13 protein-coding genes are annotated in these 16,776 nt (G+C 53.8%); 10 read left to right on the top strand and 3 right to left on the bottom strand.

The window, feature by feature from the left end; all coding sequences use genetic code 11:
• Positions 1-64: 64 nt before the first annotated feature.
• From O9K64_RS14245 to O9K64_RS14205, 9 genes are all read left to right on the top strand, one after another.
• Positions 65-1,612 (top strand): tripartite tricarboxylate transporter permease, encoded by a 1,548-nt coding sequence (locus O9K64_RS14245; RefSeq protein WP_275098749.1) that lies wholly within the window; start codon positions 65-67, stop codon positions 1,610-1,612.
• Positions 1,613-1,710: 98 nt separating this feature from the next.
• Positions 1,711-2,406 carry a GntR family transcriptional regulator gene (locus O9K64_RS14240; protein ID WP_275098748.1) on the top strand — a complete coding sequence of 232 codons (696 nt, stop codon included), beginning with the start codon at positions 1,711-1,713 and terminating at the stop codon, positions 2,404-2,406.
• A gap of 69 nt (positions 2,407-2,475) precedes the next feature.
• Positions 2,476-3,714 (top strand): formyl-CoA transferase, encoded by a 1,239-nt coding sequence (gene frc, locus O9K64_RS14235; RefSeq protein WP_275098747.1) that lies wholly within the window; start codon positions 2,476-2,478, stop codon positions 3,712-3,714.
• A 106-nt stretch (positions 3,715-3,820) separates the two neighbouring features.
• On the top strand, positions 3,821-4,690 hold the full coding sequence (locus O9K64_RS14230; RefSeq protein ID WP_275098746.1) for a universal stress protein: 870 nt from the start codon (positions 3,821-3,823) through the stop codon (positions 4,688-4,690).
• Between the two features lie 627 nt (positions 4,691-5,317).
• Entirely contained in the window at positions 5,318-6,325 is a 1,008-nt protein-coding gene (locus tag O9K64_RS14225) for a 2-dehydropantoate 2-reductase (protein ID WP_275098745.1), read from the top strand.
• A 263-nt stretch (positions 6,326-6,588) separates the two neighbouring features.
• Positions 6,589-9,450, top strand: coding sequence for a phosphoenolpyruvate carboxylase (gene ppc / locus O9K64_RS14220; protein WP_275098807.1), 2,862 nt, complete (start codon positions 6,589-6,591; stop codon positions 9,448-9,450).
• 58 nt (positions 9,451-9,508) lie between these two features.
• Complete coding sequence (locus O9K64_RS14215) at positions 9,509-9,862, top strand: 4a-hydroxytetrahydrobiopterin dehydratase (protein WP_275098744.1); 354 nt, start codon at positions 9,509-9,511, stop codon at positions 9,860-9,862.
• A 440-nt stretch (positions 9,863-10,302) separates the two neighbouring features.
• Positions 10,303-10,713 carry a GlcG/HbpS family heme-binding protein gene (locus O9K64_RS14210; RefSeq protein WP_275098743.1) on the top strand — a complete coding sequence of 137 codons (411 nt, stop codon included), beginning with the start codon at positions 10,303-10,305 and terminating at the stop codon, positions 10,711-10,713.
• Between the two features lie 165 nt (positions 10,714-10,878).
• Positions 10,879-12,528, top strand: coding sequence for a methyl-accepting chemotaxis protein (locus O9K64_RS14205; protein WP_275098742.1), 1,650 nt, complete (start codon positions 10,879-10,881; stop codon positions 12,526-12,528).
• 94 nt (positions 12,529-12,622) lie between these two features.
• Here the strand turns inward: O9K64_RS14205 and O9K64_RS23800 are convergent, their stop codons facing one another.
• On the bottom strand, positions 12,623-12,856 hold the full coding sequence (locus O9K64_RS23800; protein ID WP_420493173.1) for a DUF1722 domain-containing protein: 234 nt from the start codon (positions 12,854-12,856) through the stop codon (positions 12,623-12,625).
• A gap of 320 nt (positions 12,857-13,176) precedes the next feature.
• On the opposite strand from O9K64_RS23800, the gene oxc reads away from it, so the two are divergent.
• Positions 13,177-14,886, top strand: a complete 1,710-nt coding sequence (oxc, locus tag O9K64_RS14200) for an oxalyl-CoA decarboxylase (RefSeq protein WP_275098741.1) — start codon at positions 13,177-13,179, stop codon at positions 14,884-14,886.
• A gap of 270 nt (positions 14,887-15,156) precedes the next feature.
• Here oxc and mobB read toward each other — a convergent pair whose 3' ends face one another.
• The gene (gene mobB, locus O9K64_RS14195; RefSeq protein ID WP_275098740.1) at positions 15,157-15,702 is read right to left on the bottom strand and encodes a molybdopterin-guanine dinucleotide biosynthesis protein B; all 546 of its coding nucleotides are present in this window, start codon (positions 15,700-15,702) and stop codon (positions 15,157-15,159) included.
• A gap of 269 nt (positions 15,703-15,971) precedes the next feature.
• Positions 15,972-16,211 (bottom strand): hypothetical protein, encoded by a 240-nt coding sequence (locus O9K64_RS14190; protein ID WP_275098739.1) that lies wholly within the window; start codon positions 16,209-16,211, stop codon positions 15,972-15,974.
• Between the last annotated feature and the right edge of the window lie 565 nt (positions 16,212-16,776).

Raw genomic sequence — 16,776 nt, 5'->3', positions numbered from 1 at the left:
AGTCAGCGATTTGATAACCATTTAAGCAAAAACTTGCTTAGAGTGTTTTGATGAGGTATGTAGCATGGAAATTCTCCAGCTTCTATTAGGCGGTTTCTCCGTCGCATTTGAACCGATGAATCTCTTCCTGGTCATCGTCGGGTGTGCTGTAGGTCTATTCATCGGGGCGATGCCGGGTCTTGGCTCGGTCAATGGTGTGGCCATCCTTCTTCCTGTAACATTTATTGTTCCGCCAACGTCAGCCATTATCTTTCTCGCAGCGATCTATTACGGGGCCATGTATGGCGGTGCCGTAAGTTCCATCATGTTGGGTATCCCCGGTGCCTCCACTGCGGTAGCCACGACCTTTGATGGTCGACCCATGGCTGTCCAGGGTAATGCCGATAAGGCCTTGGTGGCGGCGGCTGTCGCCTCCTTCGCCGGTGGTACCATCTCTATTGTTCTGTTTACCCTATTCGCCCCTCCGCTTGCCAAGGTCGCTCTGGCGTTTGGTTCGCCGGAGGAGTTTGCCCTGATGATGCTGGCGTTTGGAACGTTCATCGGTTTGGGTGGCGATGATATTCCGAAGACCTTCTTCTCCATCTTTATTGGTCTGGTGCTCAGTGCGGTCGGCCTGGATGTGATGAGTGGTGAACCGCGGCTGATCTTTGGCGATATTTCCGGCTTCTTCCACGGTATTAACTTCCTGGTTCTTGCGATCGGAATCTACGGTATCGGAGAGATCCTGTGGACCATCGAGACCAGCAAAGGCACCGTGGCTGTTGCATCCGCCACCGTTAATGTCCAACGTATTATTGCAACCCTAGGTGAATTGAAGAAGAGCATCAAGACCATGTTTATGGGCTCCTTCATCGGTTACTTTGTTGGCCTGTTACCTGCGGCCGGTGCAACACCGGGATCAATCATGGCCTACGGTATGGCCAAGACACTGTCAAAGAACCCGGGCAGTTACGGTAAGGGCAATATTGATGGTGTTGCTGCGCCGGAGGCGGCGAACAATGCGGCAAGTACCGGTTCAATGCTGCCGATGCTCACGCTGGGTATCCCGGGTTCGCCCACTACCGCTATCTTGCTCGGTGGTATGGTGATCTGGGGGCTGGAGCCGGGACCGCGTCTGTTTGTTGAGCAGTCCGACTTTGTCTGGGGCTTGATCGCCAGTCTTTATGTGGCCAACCTGTTCGCGGTTATTCTGAACGTCGCCTTCCTGCCTCTCTTTATCTGGGTGCTGAAACTCCGCTTTACTGTCCTGGCGCCGGTTATCTTCGTGCTTTGTGTGGTGGGTGGGTACGCGCCAACACAGGATATGCATGATGTATGGCTGATGCTCTTATTCGGTGTGGTTGGTTACCTGATGCGCAAGCTGGACTACCCGATGGCCCCGATGGTTCTGGCAATTGTCCTTGGGCCGCTGGCCGAGTCTTCCCTGCGCCAGTCCCTGATGATATCGCACGGCTCACCGATGGTGTTCTTCGAGCGCCCGATTGCCGGTGTCACCATGCTGATCGCAGCCTTACTGTTCCTGCTGCCTGTGTTCCAGGCGATCAAAGCCCGAATCAAGGGTGTAAATCAGGGTAACGCGGGCAAGCTGGGTGACAATAGTGCCGGTAGTTGATCTGGGTATTGGAAGTAAATAGGGTTGTGAGCCTGGAACACTGTCGTCCAGGCCATAACCCAGCCGAAGGACAGTAGGGTAGTCGGAGTAACAGCGAAATGGCACATCCCGTAAAACTGCGACCAGTGAGCACCAATGTCGTCTTGAAGGATAAGGTTTACGAGGCCTTAAAAGAAGCCATCACCTTAATGGATGTCTACAGCGATGAGAGTTCGCTCAGACTGGAAGAGCGTCGATTGGCAGAAGAGTTGGGGGTGAGTCGGACGCCGGTGCGCGAGGCAATCACCCGACTTGAGCAGGATGGGCTTGTTGAAATCATTCCCCGGCGTGGCGCATTCGTCGTCCGAAAGACCAAGAAACAGATATTGGAAATTATCTGTGTATGGGCGGCGTTGGAAAGCATGGCGGCCAGGATTGCAACGACAAGGGCAAGCGATGAGCAGATTGCGCAGCTGCGTAAAATGTTTGTGACCTTCAAGGAAGGGACCGATGCAATGAAGGCCAATATAGACGAGTACTCTGAGACAAATATTCACTTTCATCATAGCGTAATGGGTTTGGCGGGTTGCGATCTGTTAAGTCAGACCGCCGAAGGCTTATTCATGCACATGCGGTCAATAAGGTCCAAGGCGATCAAGGAGAAAGAGCGCGCGGAGCGGTCAATAGTCGATCATATGTCGATTATTGAGGCATTGGAGACGCGCGATGCAGATTTGGCTGAAAAGTTAATCCGCGAGCATACGCTGAAGTTGGCCGAAGAGATTGAAATGAATGTTATTAACGGTGCTGTATAGGCCTCGGGCGGTCTGTGTTTGAGCATCAATGAATAGTTTTATAGTGGTAGTAAAGTTTGGGAGATTCGTATGAAAGCATTGGAAGGGGTTCGCGTTCTTGATATGACGCATGTCCAGTCTGGACCCACCTGTACTCAATTACTTGCATGGTTTGGTGCGGATGTAATTAAGGTAGAACGGCCTGGTGTTGGCGATGCTACTCGAGGTCAGTTGCGTGACATTCCCGATGTGGACAGCCTCTATTTTACGATGCTTAACCACAATAAGAGGAGCCTGACGCTGAACACGAAAAATGAAACGGGTAAGGAGATATTGACCCGTCTTATAAAGGAGTGTGATGTGATGGTGGAAAACTTCGCCCCGGGAGCGCTCGACCGCATGGGTTTCACCTGGGAACGAATTCACGAAATCAATCCGCGTATTATCTATGCGGGAGTCAAAGGTTTCGGGCCGGGCCCTTATCAGGATCTCAAGGTGTACGAGAACGTCGCCCAGTGCACTGGGGGATCAGCCTCAACCACAGGTTTTGAAAATGGACCACCAATGGTGACTGGTGCACAGATCGGCGATTCAGGAACCGGTTTGCATTTGGCACTGGGTATTGTGACTGCCCTTTACCAAAGGGAGCATTCGGGTCGTGGGCAGCGAGTCAGTTGTGCCATGCAGGACGCCGTATTGAATTTATGTCGTGTCAAACTGCGTGACCAACAGCGTCTCGACCACGGCCCGCTTAAAGAGTACCCGCAATATCCCAACGGCAAGTTCGGTGAGGAGGTGCCACGAGGCGGCAATGCCTCCGGAGGCGGCCAGCCCGGTTGGGCCGTACGTTGTGCTCCCGGTGGTCCAAATGATTATATCTATGTGATTATCCAGCCCCCAGGCTGGGCTCCATTGATGAGAGCCATCGGACGTGCGGAGTTGATCGATCATCCGGATTGGGCTACGCCGCAGGCGCGTCTGCCCAGGCTTGATGAGTGCTTTGCCATGGTGGAAGAGTGGACCATGACCAAAACCAAGTTTGAAGTGATGAATATTCTGACCCCGGAGAATGTTCCCTGTGGCCCAATCCTCACGATGAAAGAACTGGCTGATGAGCCGGCCCTGCGTGAGACGGGGACGATAGTCGAGCTTGATCATCCGACACGCGGTAAGTACAAAACGATTGGCAATCCGATCAAACTCTCTGATTCACCGGTTGAAGTAACTCGCTCGCCGCTGCTTGGTGAGCATACGGATGAAGTGCTCCGTGAAGTCGTCGGGCTGTCGGGAGATGAGATAAGAGATGCCCGGGAGCATGGGGCTATTTAATCCCGCGTCGACAAAATAACCAGGACTGGCATCAGGTCCAGTAACAGAAAGTTATTTATAATCAATTAGCCTGGTGCAGGCAGCTGCACCGTTGAGGAGTATACAAATGGCCATTAGAACTGTTTTAGTGCCGGTTGACGGAAGTCCGGAAAGCATCGAGACCCTGGATTTTGCGCTGCTGGTAGCAATTCGCTTTGGTGCTCATATTGAAGCGGTACATGTGGTGCACTCCTCACTTGAAGCCATTTCACACATGTCAGATCGAATGCCGGCCAGTCTGCGTGCAACCGTTTCTGGACAGGCCAAAAAAGATGCTCGGGAACATGCGGATGCGGCCAAGGAAAAATTTGAAGCGTTCTGCCAAAGCCATGGCGTGGTGCTCTCCAGCGAACCACGGCTAGATGGTGGTGCCTCGGCGGAGTGGATAGAGGAAGCTGGTGAGGTGGCCGATGTGCTGGTTCGCCGGGGACGCCTGAGCGATGTGATTATTGTCGCACGCCCTGCACAGCACAAGGCTACACTCAGACGTTCGCCGGCAGGTGAGACGCTTGAAGCCATCATGCTGGGTACGGGACGTCCGTTGCTGATCATTCCACCTAACTGTCCGAAGACACCGGCCAAGCACGTGGTTATCGGGTGGAATGAGAGTCAGGAGTCGGCGCGTGCATTGTCACTGGCGATGCCGTGGTTACCGCAGATGGATTCGGTCACTCTGGCGGTATCCAAAAAACGTGAGGTACGTTCCCGTGATGTTCTGGATTATCTGGCATGGCATGGCATCAATGCCCAGGTTAGCCTGCTTGATGGTAAGGGAAAAAACGTCGCTGATTCACTGCTCAATGTCTGCAAGGAGGCCAGCGCCAATATTCTTATAATTGGTGGCTTCAGTCATTCACGGGCACGTCAACTTCTCTTTGGCGGGGTCACGCGTCATCTACTCAGCGAGTCGACAATCCCAACTTTCATGGTGCACTAGTCAAGTACCGATGTGCGCTCAGCCACAGCTGCCACTTGATGCTCTTTGTGGTGCAGATATACAGGATTATACGCCCCCGTAGTGGGGCGTATATTATTGCCTGGGTCGGGGCCCTTCCCAGGCTTTACCGTTTGGATTTCCAGCGATCGATGTGGCCATGCTGCGACGAAAATCCTTTTTCGAGCATTTAAGCGGCGGCTGAAAAAAACGGATGTTTGCACGCCAGATTACAGTAGACACTGTTTGTCCTCCAGCGCCCCTGGCGTGACCATCGTAGCCTAGGCCAGTAGAACGCGGCAGGTTAAATAGCCTGGGTTGAAAGCGGTATATGAGGATAGGAGATATCGTGCAAGTGGTCCAAAACCCGGGTCACTAATAAGGAAATCTTATGAATACCATCAGTTTTCTAAATTGTTCGCTCGCAACAATGGCATCATAATAATTGTATACAATATACCGTATACAATAACTTCCCCTGGAGTCTCGATTTTATTGGTTAGATTTTCAGGTCGAGTGAGAGCGGATGGTCACCAAGTGCCCAGCCAGGTATGGGGTGATGACACCGGGAATCTCTCAAGGTACAAGCAGCCTGAAAGTTTACAAAAATAACAGCACTAAGGATTCAAAATGAAGATATGTATTGTTGGCGCAGGTGCCATTGGTGGAATGATCGGCGTTCGATTGGCCCAGGCGGGTCATGACGTATCATTTATCGCGCGTGGCCCACATCTGAAAGCGATTCGGGAGAGTGGTCTTAGGCTGATCATGGAGGGAGAAAGATACCTGGCCAAGGGTGTTCATGCTACTGATAATCTGGCGGAAATACCGGAGCAGGATGTTGTTTTTCTTGCACTCAAGGCCCATCAGATCGCTCCCATTGCCGATGATCTTTCCGCCATGTTGGGACCCGATACTACCTTGGTGACGTTACAAAATGGTATCCCCTGGTGGTATTTTCAGAAACTAGGCGGAAAATACGAAGGGCAAATTGTGAATACGGTCGATCCGGATGGCGCCATTGCCAAGTCTATAGATCCTGACAGAATCGTAGGTTGCATCGCTTATCCCGCTGCAGAGATCGCTGAGCCGGGTGTCATACGACACATCGAAGGTGTGCGGTTCCCGGTTGGCGAAATCGACGGAACCGAAACTGAGCGGGTTACAACAATCGCCAACGCATTGGTTGATGCGGGGTTTAAATCGCCCGTACTGCCAGATATTCGCTCCGAAATATGGCTCAAGCTGTGGGGTAATCTCACCTTCAACCCTATCAGCTCGATGACCCACGCCACACTGGAGGATATCTGCCAATATCCCCTGACCCGTGAGTTGGCTGCGAACATGATGGGTGAGGCACAGACTATTGGTGAGAAGCTGGGTGCCGGTTTCCGCGTCCCACTGCAAAAGCGCATTGAAGGTGCCGAAAAAGTTGGCAAGCATAAGACCTCAATGCTGCAGGACGTTGAGGCGGGGCGTCCGATGGAGATCGATGGCATGCTGGGTGTGGTGGTTGAATTGGGTGAAATGACCGAAACTCCAACGCCGACGCTAAAGGCCCTGTATGCCTGTGCCAGCCTGTTGAACAAAACCATTCAAGACGAACAGATTCGAATCCGCGGAGAAAAGCTCGCCTAGACGTCCATCTCTTGATGGTAAGGTTGTCGATGTATCTGTTGGTAAACGGGCGCGAGCTGTTTTGCGCAGGGCCGGACTTGGGATCGGGCACGGAATAATTGTGAGCTGTACGAAAGCTTGTTCCATCGCACCTATGAATCTGTACCATCCAGCATAGGGTGAGCATGATCTGCCGATAATCTATCGACACGACAAGTATAACCCCGTCGCTGCAACCGGCTCACCCTGTAAAATCTATGAACAGTTGGTCGATGATGATGTATATGACATGTGCAGACGATTCGCCCAGGGGACTGGTGGATGATACAGGCGGCAATGACCTGCGCTCGCGGGTCAGAGTGTTGGGCGCACTGGTTGGCGAGGTCTTGCAAGAGCAGGAAGATAGCCGTGTCTACCTGGCGGTTGAAAGGCTGCGTAAAGGATTTGTTGAAATCCACCAAGATGATGATGCTGAAAAGCGCCGCCACCTGATGGAAATTATCGATAACCTCGACAGCGAAATCCTGACCCATGTAATCCGTGCCTTCAATCTCTACTTCAGTCTGATTAATCTCGTTGAGGAGGGGTTCAACCACCTGGAGCGCCGTGTCCAGGTGAGCGCGGGCAAACCGCTGTGGAATGGCTCTTTTGATGATACGCTACGCGAGTGGCACGATAACGGGACGGGTGTAAACGAGCTTCAGGTACTGCTGAATGATCTGCGCTTTGTTCCGGTGTTTACTGCGCATCCTACCGAGGCCAAACGCCGTACGGTACTTCAGGCGCTACGTGGTGTATTCATCGACAGCTCCCGACTGGATGACCCACTTCTTGGTGATTATCAACGTAAAGAGATTATTGATCGTCTGCGTTCCCGGGTACAGATCCTGTGGAAGGCCGATGAGGTGCGCCTCGACCGTCCCACAGTGATCGCCGAGGTAAAAAACGGACTCTATTACTTCAGAGAGTCGATCTTTACCGCAGTACCGGATATTTATCGCAATCTTGAGCGCGCGGTAAAGCGGGTCTACGATGATCAGGACGGGTTGCACCGGGTAACGGTCCCAAGCTTTATCCGCTATGGAAGCTGGATTGGCGGTGACAGGGACGGTAATCCGAATGTTACACCGGACATCACCCGCCAGGCATTACGCATGCAGCATCGCGAGGTGCTGCGCGAGTATCTGCGGCATATCAAACGTCTGGGATATGTCCTTATTCACTCCAGTGCCCTGATACAGCCTTCTGATGAGTATTGGGACAGCATGGAACGCGATCGGCTGATTATACGGCGAGCCTTTCGACGAGAGCCCAACGAGTTTGCCTATGAACCTTACCGGCGCAAGCTGGCAGTCATGCGCTACCGTCTTGAGTGCAATCTTAAAAATGTTGAAGAGCGGCTGGCCGGTTACCTGGGAGGTACTGTTGGCGATGCCTATGTCAACGAGGCGGAGTTTCTTGCTGACCTGAAAATTATCCGGGAATCCCTGTGCTCACATGGTGATGTCAGTATTGCCAATGATAACCTGAAAGATCTGATTCGCCTGGTGGAGACCTTTGGCTTTTATCTGGCATCAATTGATCTGCGCCAGGAGTCGTACAAGCACGAGTCGGCAGTGGCGGATATTCTGTCCAAGTCTAGTATTGCCGAGGATTACCCGGCACTGGATGAAGCGCAGCGGCAAGACATCCTGTACCGGCTACTGGCCAATGAAGGTCCTTTTCCATTACGCGAACAGAGCCTGGAAGATTCAACCCGGACGGTGGTGGAGGTTTTCTATCTTATTGGCGAAATGCGCCAGGAGATCAGCTCAGGCGCTTTTGGTAACTATGTCATTTCAATGACGCAATCTGCCAGCGATGTGCTGGAGGTGCTCTTCCTGGCTTCTTTAGCCGGCCTTGTCGGATGTAAAGGCGATGGTGGCTGGTACTGTTCGCTGAGCGTTTCTCCCCTGTTTGAAACCATAACTGATCTGGATTGTTCGACCCGGGTGATGGAACAGTTGTTTGCCAGTGCTATTTACCGGGAGCTTTTGCAGGAGTCAGGTGATGTACAGGAGGTGATGCTGGGTTACTCGGACTCCTGTAAAGACGGCGGAATCATCAGCTCCTCATGGCGACTGTACCAAGCGCAAAAAAAGCTGGTTCAGTTAGCGGAATCTGCTGGCATAAAGATGCGCTTTTTTCATGGGCGTGGCGGTACCGTCAGTCGTGGTGGCGGCCCTACCCATAATGCCATTCTTGCGCAACCACCGGCGACGGTTCAGGGTCAGATTCGATTCACTGAACAGGGCGAAGTGCTTTCGTTCAAGTACGGCAATGTTGAAACTGCGGTGTATGAGACCACCATGGGTATTACCGGCTTAATGAAAGCCAGTCAGCGATCCCTGTGTTTGCCCAGGGTCGAGCAGCAGGAGCCGACCGAATTCGTCGAAGCCATGGAGGAGATCAGCACACTTGGTGACAGTGCTTTTCGGGTTCTTACTGAACAAAGTCCGGGTTTTATCGATTTCTTTTATGAAGTAACCCCGGTAAATGAAATCGGCATGCTGAATATCGGTTCGCGTCCTTCGCACCGAAAGCAGGCCGATCGTTCAAAGGCCTCGGTACGCGCCATCCCTTGGGTGTTCGGTTGGGCGCAATCACGTTACAACCTTCCTGCCTGGTACGGTGTCGGTAGCGCGTTGTCGGATTGGCGCAAGCGCCATCCTGCCGAGCTTGTTCTGTTGCAGCGCATGTACCGGGAGTGGCCCTATTTTCGGGTACTGCTTACCGGTTGTCAGACGGTGCTGGCCAAATCCAATCTGACAATCGCCGCACAATATGCGGCGCTGTGTAAGGATGCCGAAAGGGCGTCGCAGATTCATCGCCAGATCAAGCTTGAACGCGACACGACAGAAGAGCAGGTGCTCGCTATTGCCCAGATACAATCCTGTCTTCAGGAGTTTCCGGTGCTTGCCGGGTCGATGGAAAGACGGGAAGCGTACCTTATGCCAATCAACTATATTCAGGTTAATCTGTTACGCCGTTATCGGCTTGATCTGGAGGCTGGCAGATCCACAGAGGATACGCGCTGGAGCCGCTGGCTGGATCCGTTGCTGCGCTCGATCAATGCCCTGGCTGTAGGACGGCGAAATACCGGGTAGTTTCTGTTTTCGCTCAGTGCCCCTGCAGTGAATTATTTACCATAAAGAAGGAGGAGAAATGGTCAAAGCAATCGATTTGAAAACCGCGGGCTGTACCGTGTTTGAGGGTGATGAGTCCCCGCTGACCCATGAAGATGCGGAGTCGTTGTGTGAGCAGCTACATCCGGATTGGGCGATCAGTGTAGATAACCGCAGCCTGTCACGTAACTTCAGGTTCCGGGATTTTTACGAGACCATGAAGTTTGTTGATCAGGTCGCTGAACTGGTACACAAGGAGGATCATCATCCCTATTTCGAGGTGAGTTATAACCGCTGCATGATCCGTTATACAACGCATTCCCTTAACGGTTTGTCGGTTAACGATTTTATCTGTGCTTCCCATGTCGATACTTTATGGGAGCCGTCTACCTGATCCAGGGCGGGTGTGAGAGATATAACAGCCGATTAATTCCTGTCTGCGGTATGCAGGTGCCGGCATTCAAGGCGCGATGATTCAATCCCGATACACCGGGCTGTCTCCCAGGAGGGGAAGGATTCGCTTTTTTAAACAGTGCCAGATTGATGATTAGCCTGTTTGTCTGGGGGGCTTATCAAGGCAGATATTTCAACGTCATTCAGCTGCAAGCTGCTGTAACCGATCTGAACGAATTACGCCACACCTGGAGAAGCGACGATTACTGCCATCCTGGGCAGTAGTAGAACACGAAAATCCGATAGCGATTTTTTGTTTCCCCGTCACCGGCCAATCAGTGTGGTTGATGGTGGGAGGTATGTCCATGACATCGAGAGCCTCTGAATGGACCAGAGGTCTCCTGGACCGCCGACTTATCTAAAATTACGAGGATAGACAAAATGAGAGATACCAAAGCACTGATGTTGGCGGACGCGAAAAAAATTGCAGCGGCCGCTGAAGCTGAAGCGATTTCCCATGGGTGGGCCGTGAGTATTGCTGTGTGTGATGCAGGCGGCTACGCCCTGTGGCTGCAGCGCATGGATGATGCTCCACTAATGAGCGCGCAGGTGGCTCCGGAAAAGGCCCGCACCTGCGTGTTGACCGGTAAAGCAAGTAAGGTCTTTGAGGATATGGTGAATAACGGTCGCTATGCGGCACTGGCCATGCCGGTGGTTCCGCTGGAGGGGGGTGTGCCAATTATCATTGATGGCCAGGTAGTGGGGGCGGTGGGTGTCTCGGGAGTCAAGGCGGGCGAAGATGCCAGAGTGGCACGCGCCGGGATCGCCGCCCTGGAAATTGGTACGGTTTAGTCTTCTTGGCCCATGCTGGCAGTATGTATCGCCCGCATGGGCAGATTACTGTTGTTTCGGTAGTGCAATGATCAACCCCGCTCGGCCCTGAATGTAGTAGACCAATATCCGCTTGAAAAGGTATATGGAATACGGATTTTTATCGTCTATTGAGTGATCAGATAAATGAATTCCCTACACGACATCTCCATCAAAACGAAACTTCGCGCCGTCATTCTCGCTATCTCACTGATACTGTTGGGTGTGGCGGTCGCCGGCTGGATCGGCATCCGTCATTTGGGCAATCAGACCGTGCTGCTGGGCGAGTCCTACATGCCCGCCCTGGACTATTTGTTGCAGGCTGACCGTGATCTCTATCAGGCCGTCACCGCCCAGTGGGAAACTCTGGCCATCGAGCCCGGTTCGGACAACTATGCGCGGATCCTCAAGGATCGCGACGAGAATGTCTCCCAGGCGCTCGAGCGGATCGGCAAGTTTTCCCAGTCCATGCCCATGACCGCGCAGATGCGTGAGCTGAAGGTTCAGTTCGAACAGCTGATTGGCGAGTGGGACAAGGCGACCCAGGCGGTGCTCGATGAGCGCGCCGCGGATGCGAGCGAAGCTACCCGCATCCTGGCCATCAAGCGCTATACCGAACTCGGCGACAAATTCCAGCAGGCACGCAGCCGCATCGACCAGCTGACCGAACTCGCCGAGGCGGCCTCCCGTGCGGCCGTCATCTCCGCCGAGGAGATGGGGGGCGAGGCGAGAGCCACCCTGCTGGTCTCGTCCGGGCTGGGTCTGGCGCTGTGTTTGGTATTCGGCGTGTGGTTCCCCATGCAGATCTCCCGGCCACTGCGGCTGGTCATGGCCAGCCTGTCGGAGTTTGCCGAAGGGGAGGGCGATCTGACACGTCGCCTGGAGGTGCACGGCCGGGATGAGTTCGGCCAGCTGAGCGGGCTCTTCAACCGCTTCATCGACAAGCTGCAGGAGATCATTCGACAGGTTTCGGATGTCACTGTCCGGCTGGCGGCGGCCGCGGAGGAGCTGTCGGTGATCACAACCCAGACCAGCCAGAGCGTGCAGACCCAGAGATCGGAAACCGCTCAGGTGGCCACCGCACTGAACCAGATGTCCGCCACCGCCGTCGAGGTGGCGCAAAACGCTACCCATACCGCCAGCGCCGCCCGTGAATCGGACGAACAGGTGAGCAAAGGGCGTACACAGGTGATGGCGACCACCAGGCACATCGGCCAACTGGCGCAGGAGGTCGAGAGCGCAGCCGAGGCGATACACCGGCTGGTAGTCGACAGCCAGGAGATTGGCCAGATCGTGGACGTCATCCAGGGGGTGGCGGAGCAGACCAACCTGCTGGCACTGAATGCCGCCATCGAAGCGGCCCGCGCCGGCGAGCATGGCCGCGGCTTCGCGGTGGTGGCGGACGAGGTGCGCACGCTGGCCAGCCGCACGCAGAAATCGACCAAGGAGATCCGCGAGATGATCGAGCGTCTGCAGGACGCCGCCGCGCTCGCCGCGCGATCGGTGGAGACCGGCCGCGAAGAGGCCCGCTCGACGGTGGAGGAGGCGGAGGCAACCAGCCGGATTCTAGACGCCATCGTGGAGGAGGTGTCGCGCATCTCCGATACCACGGCCCAAATCGCCAGTGCCGCCGAAGAGCAGCGGGCCGTGACCGAGGAGGTCAGCCGCAGTGTGGTCAGCATCAGCGAGATGGCCACGCAGACCGCCGACGGGGCACAGCAGACCGCCATGGCCAGCGAGGAGCTCAGTCAGCTAGCCGCCCAGCAGCAGAGCCTGGTCGGGAAGTTTCGGGTCTAGCCCGAATGCTATTTTAGATCAGTAAGCGGTTTGTGGTGGGGCCTTGCCCCGCCTATCACGACTGCAAAGTGCCACATATGCTCAAGTTCGGCAGTCAAGCACTGCTCCGCCACTCATCATGCGCCGTGTCGATGTGATCGTCGCTACAGGGCATTGCGCAGCCCAGCTTCTGCGGATGCGGCCTTAGGTAGACCGGCTTCTCCATGTGCGGATTGTGATGCAGCCTGAAGTAGTGGCGCAGGAGCGCTATCAGTACCACCAGGGGTGTCTCGCTCCGCTGATAGGCCCCGATGCTGTCGCTGAGCTTCCGCTTGTCGTTACGGCCGATGCGTTTTTCCGGCTGGACGATCGGTGATGTCCGGCTTTGAAGCGGCCCAACTGCTGGTCTTATTGGTCAGGTAATGGCAGAGCGGGTTTCCAGGCCTCAATCAGTGCGCGGGCCGGCCGGTTACAAGCGCGTTTTTTGTGATGACTTTTTGGGTGTGATACTGGCCAACAGTAAGTATCTGGTATACAATATTCCAGAAACCACGCTAGATGGCCTTAGGAATTAATGGCCTTGGGAATGACCAGTGGTTCATGGCTTGAGCCGAGGGGGCGTTGAAAGAGACGTTCATTATTAACTAAAGAATGAAGGCGTAATTCCTAATGAGTAACGAAACAGCAATACTACCTGAAAGCACTGAACTGACAGACGGTTTCCACCTTATTATGGAAGCCTTAGAGATGAACGGTATCGACACCATATACGGGCTTCTTGGTATCCCTGTTACCGAGCTTGGTCGCCTGTGGCAAGCACGCGGTAACCGTTTCTACAGTTTTCGAAACGAGGTGAACGCAGGTTATGCCGCGTCATTCGCCGGATATTTGACGAAAAAACCTGGTGTCTGCCTGACGGTATCCGCTCCGGGGTTTTTGAACGGGCTGAACGCACTGGCGAATGCCACCACCAACTGCTTCCCGATGATTCTTATCAGTGGTTCCAGCGAACGCGAAATCGTCGACCTGCAACAAGGCGATTACGAAGAGATGGATCAGCTGAATATGGCCCGTCCATACGCCAAGGCTTCCTACCGCATTAATCGTGTTGAAGACATTGGTGTTGGTGTGGCACGCGCAATGCGCGCGGCCCTTTCCGGTCGTCCAGGTGGAGTATACCTTGATATTCCTGCCAGGCTGTTGGGCCAAACAGTGGATGCCGTAGAAGGTGGGAACTCCTTGTTTGCACCGGTTGATATGTCCCCGGCACAATTGCCGGCTCCGGATGCGGTCGCGCGTGCTGTTGAGCTGATCAAAGGTGCTAAAAAACCACTGATTCTGCTTGGCAAGGGGGCTGCCTACGCGCAGTGCGATGAGCAGATCAAGGCGCTGATCGAAGAGACCGGCATTCCCTTCACCCCGATGTCAATGGCCAAGGGCCTGGTGCCCGATACCCATCCACAGTGTGCGGCTGCCGCTCGTTCCCTTGCCCTCAAGGAGTCTGACGTTGTCGTGTTGGTGGGCGCCCGTCTGAACTGGTTGCTCTCTCATGGTAAGGGTAAAACCTGGGGTGGGGCTAAGAAATTCGTTCAAATCGACATCCAAGCTAACGAAATGGACAGCAACGTCAAGATCGATGCACCCCTGGTAGGTGATATCGAATCTTGCGTGTCAGCGTTACGCGCGGGTCTGAAAGGCATGGCTACCAGCACTGATTGGACTGGCGCGCTTGCTGAAAAGGTGGCCGCCAGCAAATCCAAGCTGAATGCCAGGATCAATACGGCTACCCCGGCAATGAACTACGCGAATTCCCTCGGTGCCATTCGTGACGTGCTGAAGAACTACCCTGACATCACCTTGGTTAATGAAGGTGCCAATGCACTCGATAACTGCCGCATGATTGTCGATCAGTACCTGCCGCGTCGTCGTTTGGATTCCGGTACCTGGGGTATTATGGGTATGGGTATGGGGGCCTGCGTTGCCGCGGCTTCTGTTACCGATAAGCCGGTCGTGGCAGTTGAAGGCGACAGCGCATTCGGTTTCGCTGGTATGGAGCTTGAGACTATTACCCGTTATGACCTGCCAGTAACCGTTATCATCATGAATAACGGCGGTATCTACCGGGGGGATGAGAACAGCCCGGCACACCAGGTTTCCTGCATGCTGTTCAACCCGGCTACTCGTTACGATAAGATGATGGAATCTTTCGGGGGTAAAGGCGTACGTGTTACCACGCCTGAAGAGTTGGCTGCGGCACTCGAGGCCTCGATCAAGTCTGGCAAGCCGACCCTCATTGACGCCGTTATCGATCCGGCCGCTGGTGTTGAATCTGGCCGTATCGGCAACCTGAACGTGGTCAGTCAGATTGGCAAGAAGTAACAAGCCGGCAGCCAGGCACTAGCGACCTGGCAAGTATTATCGTTGGTTAGTAGCGGTACAGGGACGTGCCGCCGCCGGCAGTCGGCCGGCATGCGCTTTTGAAATAAAAGCCAATTCCCTGTTTGTGTATTATTGCAAAAGCGAAATCGATCAGGATGATCTGTGTGATTGCAGAGTTAATAGTTGGCTGCAGCCTATATGAAATACCCCTTGAGCACCTGTTCAAGGGGTATTTTTGCCTCAATCAACCGCTAATGCAGGCTTGGTCGTTCAACGAATGGCGGCAACCCGCTTGTTCGGCATGTATTGTCGAATAAAAAGGCAGATTTGCTGGATGTTGTTGATGTCCAGGGTTGCCACTGGATGATTGCCCGGGTCGATCTCGTAATCGCAGGCGATGGCGACGACGTTCGTATCGCTGGGGAAAATAAGTGGCCGGTTCATGCCGCTTCTGTGTAGTTCAATCTTTGGGATCGCCTCCTGTTTGAATCCCTCGACCAGTACCAGGTCCAGATCCTCCAGTCTGAGGTTTGTTAGCACATCCGCCAACCTGGGTTCCCGCAGTGGATTCTTATGCTCCACAATCAGAGCGGTACGCCGGCGTGACGCAACCAGCATCTGGCTGCCCCCGGCGTGGCGCAGTTCGAAGCTGTCTTTGCCCGGATGATCAGTATCAAAGTCATGATGGGCGTGCTTGACGACACCGACTCTTATCCCCTCTGTTGTTAAAAGAGAGATAAGCTTGGTGAGCAGTGTGGTTTTGCCTATCCCGCTGTAGGCGCAAAAGCCTATGATCGGGAGTGGGAAATCATTCATACCTGTCTCCAAGGGTGCCGCGCTGCCCGCTTGTTGGATCGACGATTGGTGTATACATAATACCACATACAAATAGACGGTCGCCATAATCCGGCGCTTTCAAGGGCGGCAGGGAATGGCTGGCAGCGGGCTGATGTTTGCTGGCCAGCGCGATTTCTTCAGGAGGTGCTGGTTGGTGGGGTCAGAGTGGCGAGTGACGGATTGCCCGGGGCTGGATCAGGCAGTCGCGGTCCACGCGGGGTGCGTGGACCGCGGTTTGAGCACGCTTCTTACCGTTCGCTGGTGAGCATTTTGTAAACGACGCATTTGAAGGCAAATGCACGCACACCGTTAACCAGCAGGGCTGAGCCCATCAAGGCAGGAATCAAGACAACATAGCTCTGCAGAACAGAAAACCCGTAAATGGATGCGATCACCAGCAGGACACCGACCAAGGCCTGGAAAACACCAAGGATTATGCAGCTGCTGTCCGAGGTTTCAGATTTTGTGATTGAGTCGTTCAAGTTCATGGTAAAGCCCTCATAAAGTATGGGTAGTTAAAAAATGTTGCAGTGCGGAAAAACCATATGTTGCGGAGTATAATATGTATTATTAGGTATGTAAAGTACCAAATACTGTATAATTAATATATCGGAGCGGATTAATAAAAACGATAAATATCAAGTGGATGTGTGCGAAAGTAACGTTTCTACGAGTCCATTTTGATGTAAAAAAAGCCGGTACTAATACAATTGTGCGCCGCACAAGTTATTGAGTTGCCTGATTAAATGTTTTTATAAGGATGGGGTAGGCAGACGGGTTAATTCACCATTTTCCCGATAGTCGATCGGTAGGGCGATTAACGAGGGACCGGCCTCATTGAACGCCGCAGTGAGTGTTCCGATCAAGTCTCTGCTGCGATCAACCCCGTGGCCTGCCAACCAACGGATTGGGCCGGTAGCCACCAGTCGGATTGCCAACCCCCAGATCCGTGCAGTGACCAAATACATTGCGTAGGTCACGATATCCTCCGCCCCCTCCTAAGCAATGTTTTCGGCAAAATCGAGCCACCAGGCATCGGGTTTCGCGGAGCTG

This window comes from Sedimenticola hydrogenitrophicus (assembly GCF_029017505.1).
GTDB classification, from domain to species: domain Bacteria; phylum Pseudomonadota; class Gammaproteobacteria; order Chromatiales; family Chromatiaceae; genus Sedimenticola; species Sedimenticola hydrogenitrophicus_A.
Note: the sequence above shows the minus strand (reverse complement) of the source record. Positions and strands in the feature narration are given on the sequence as shown.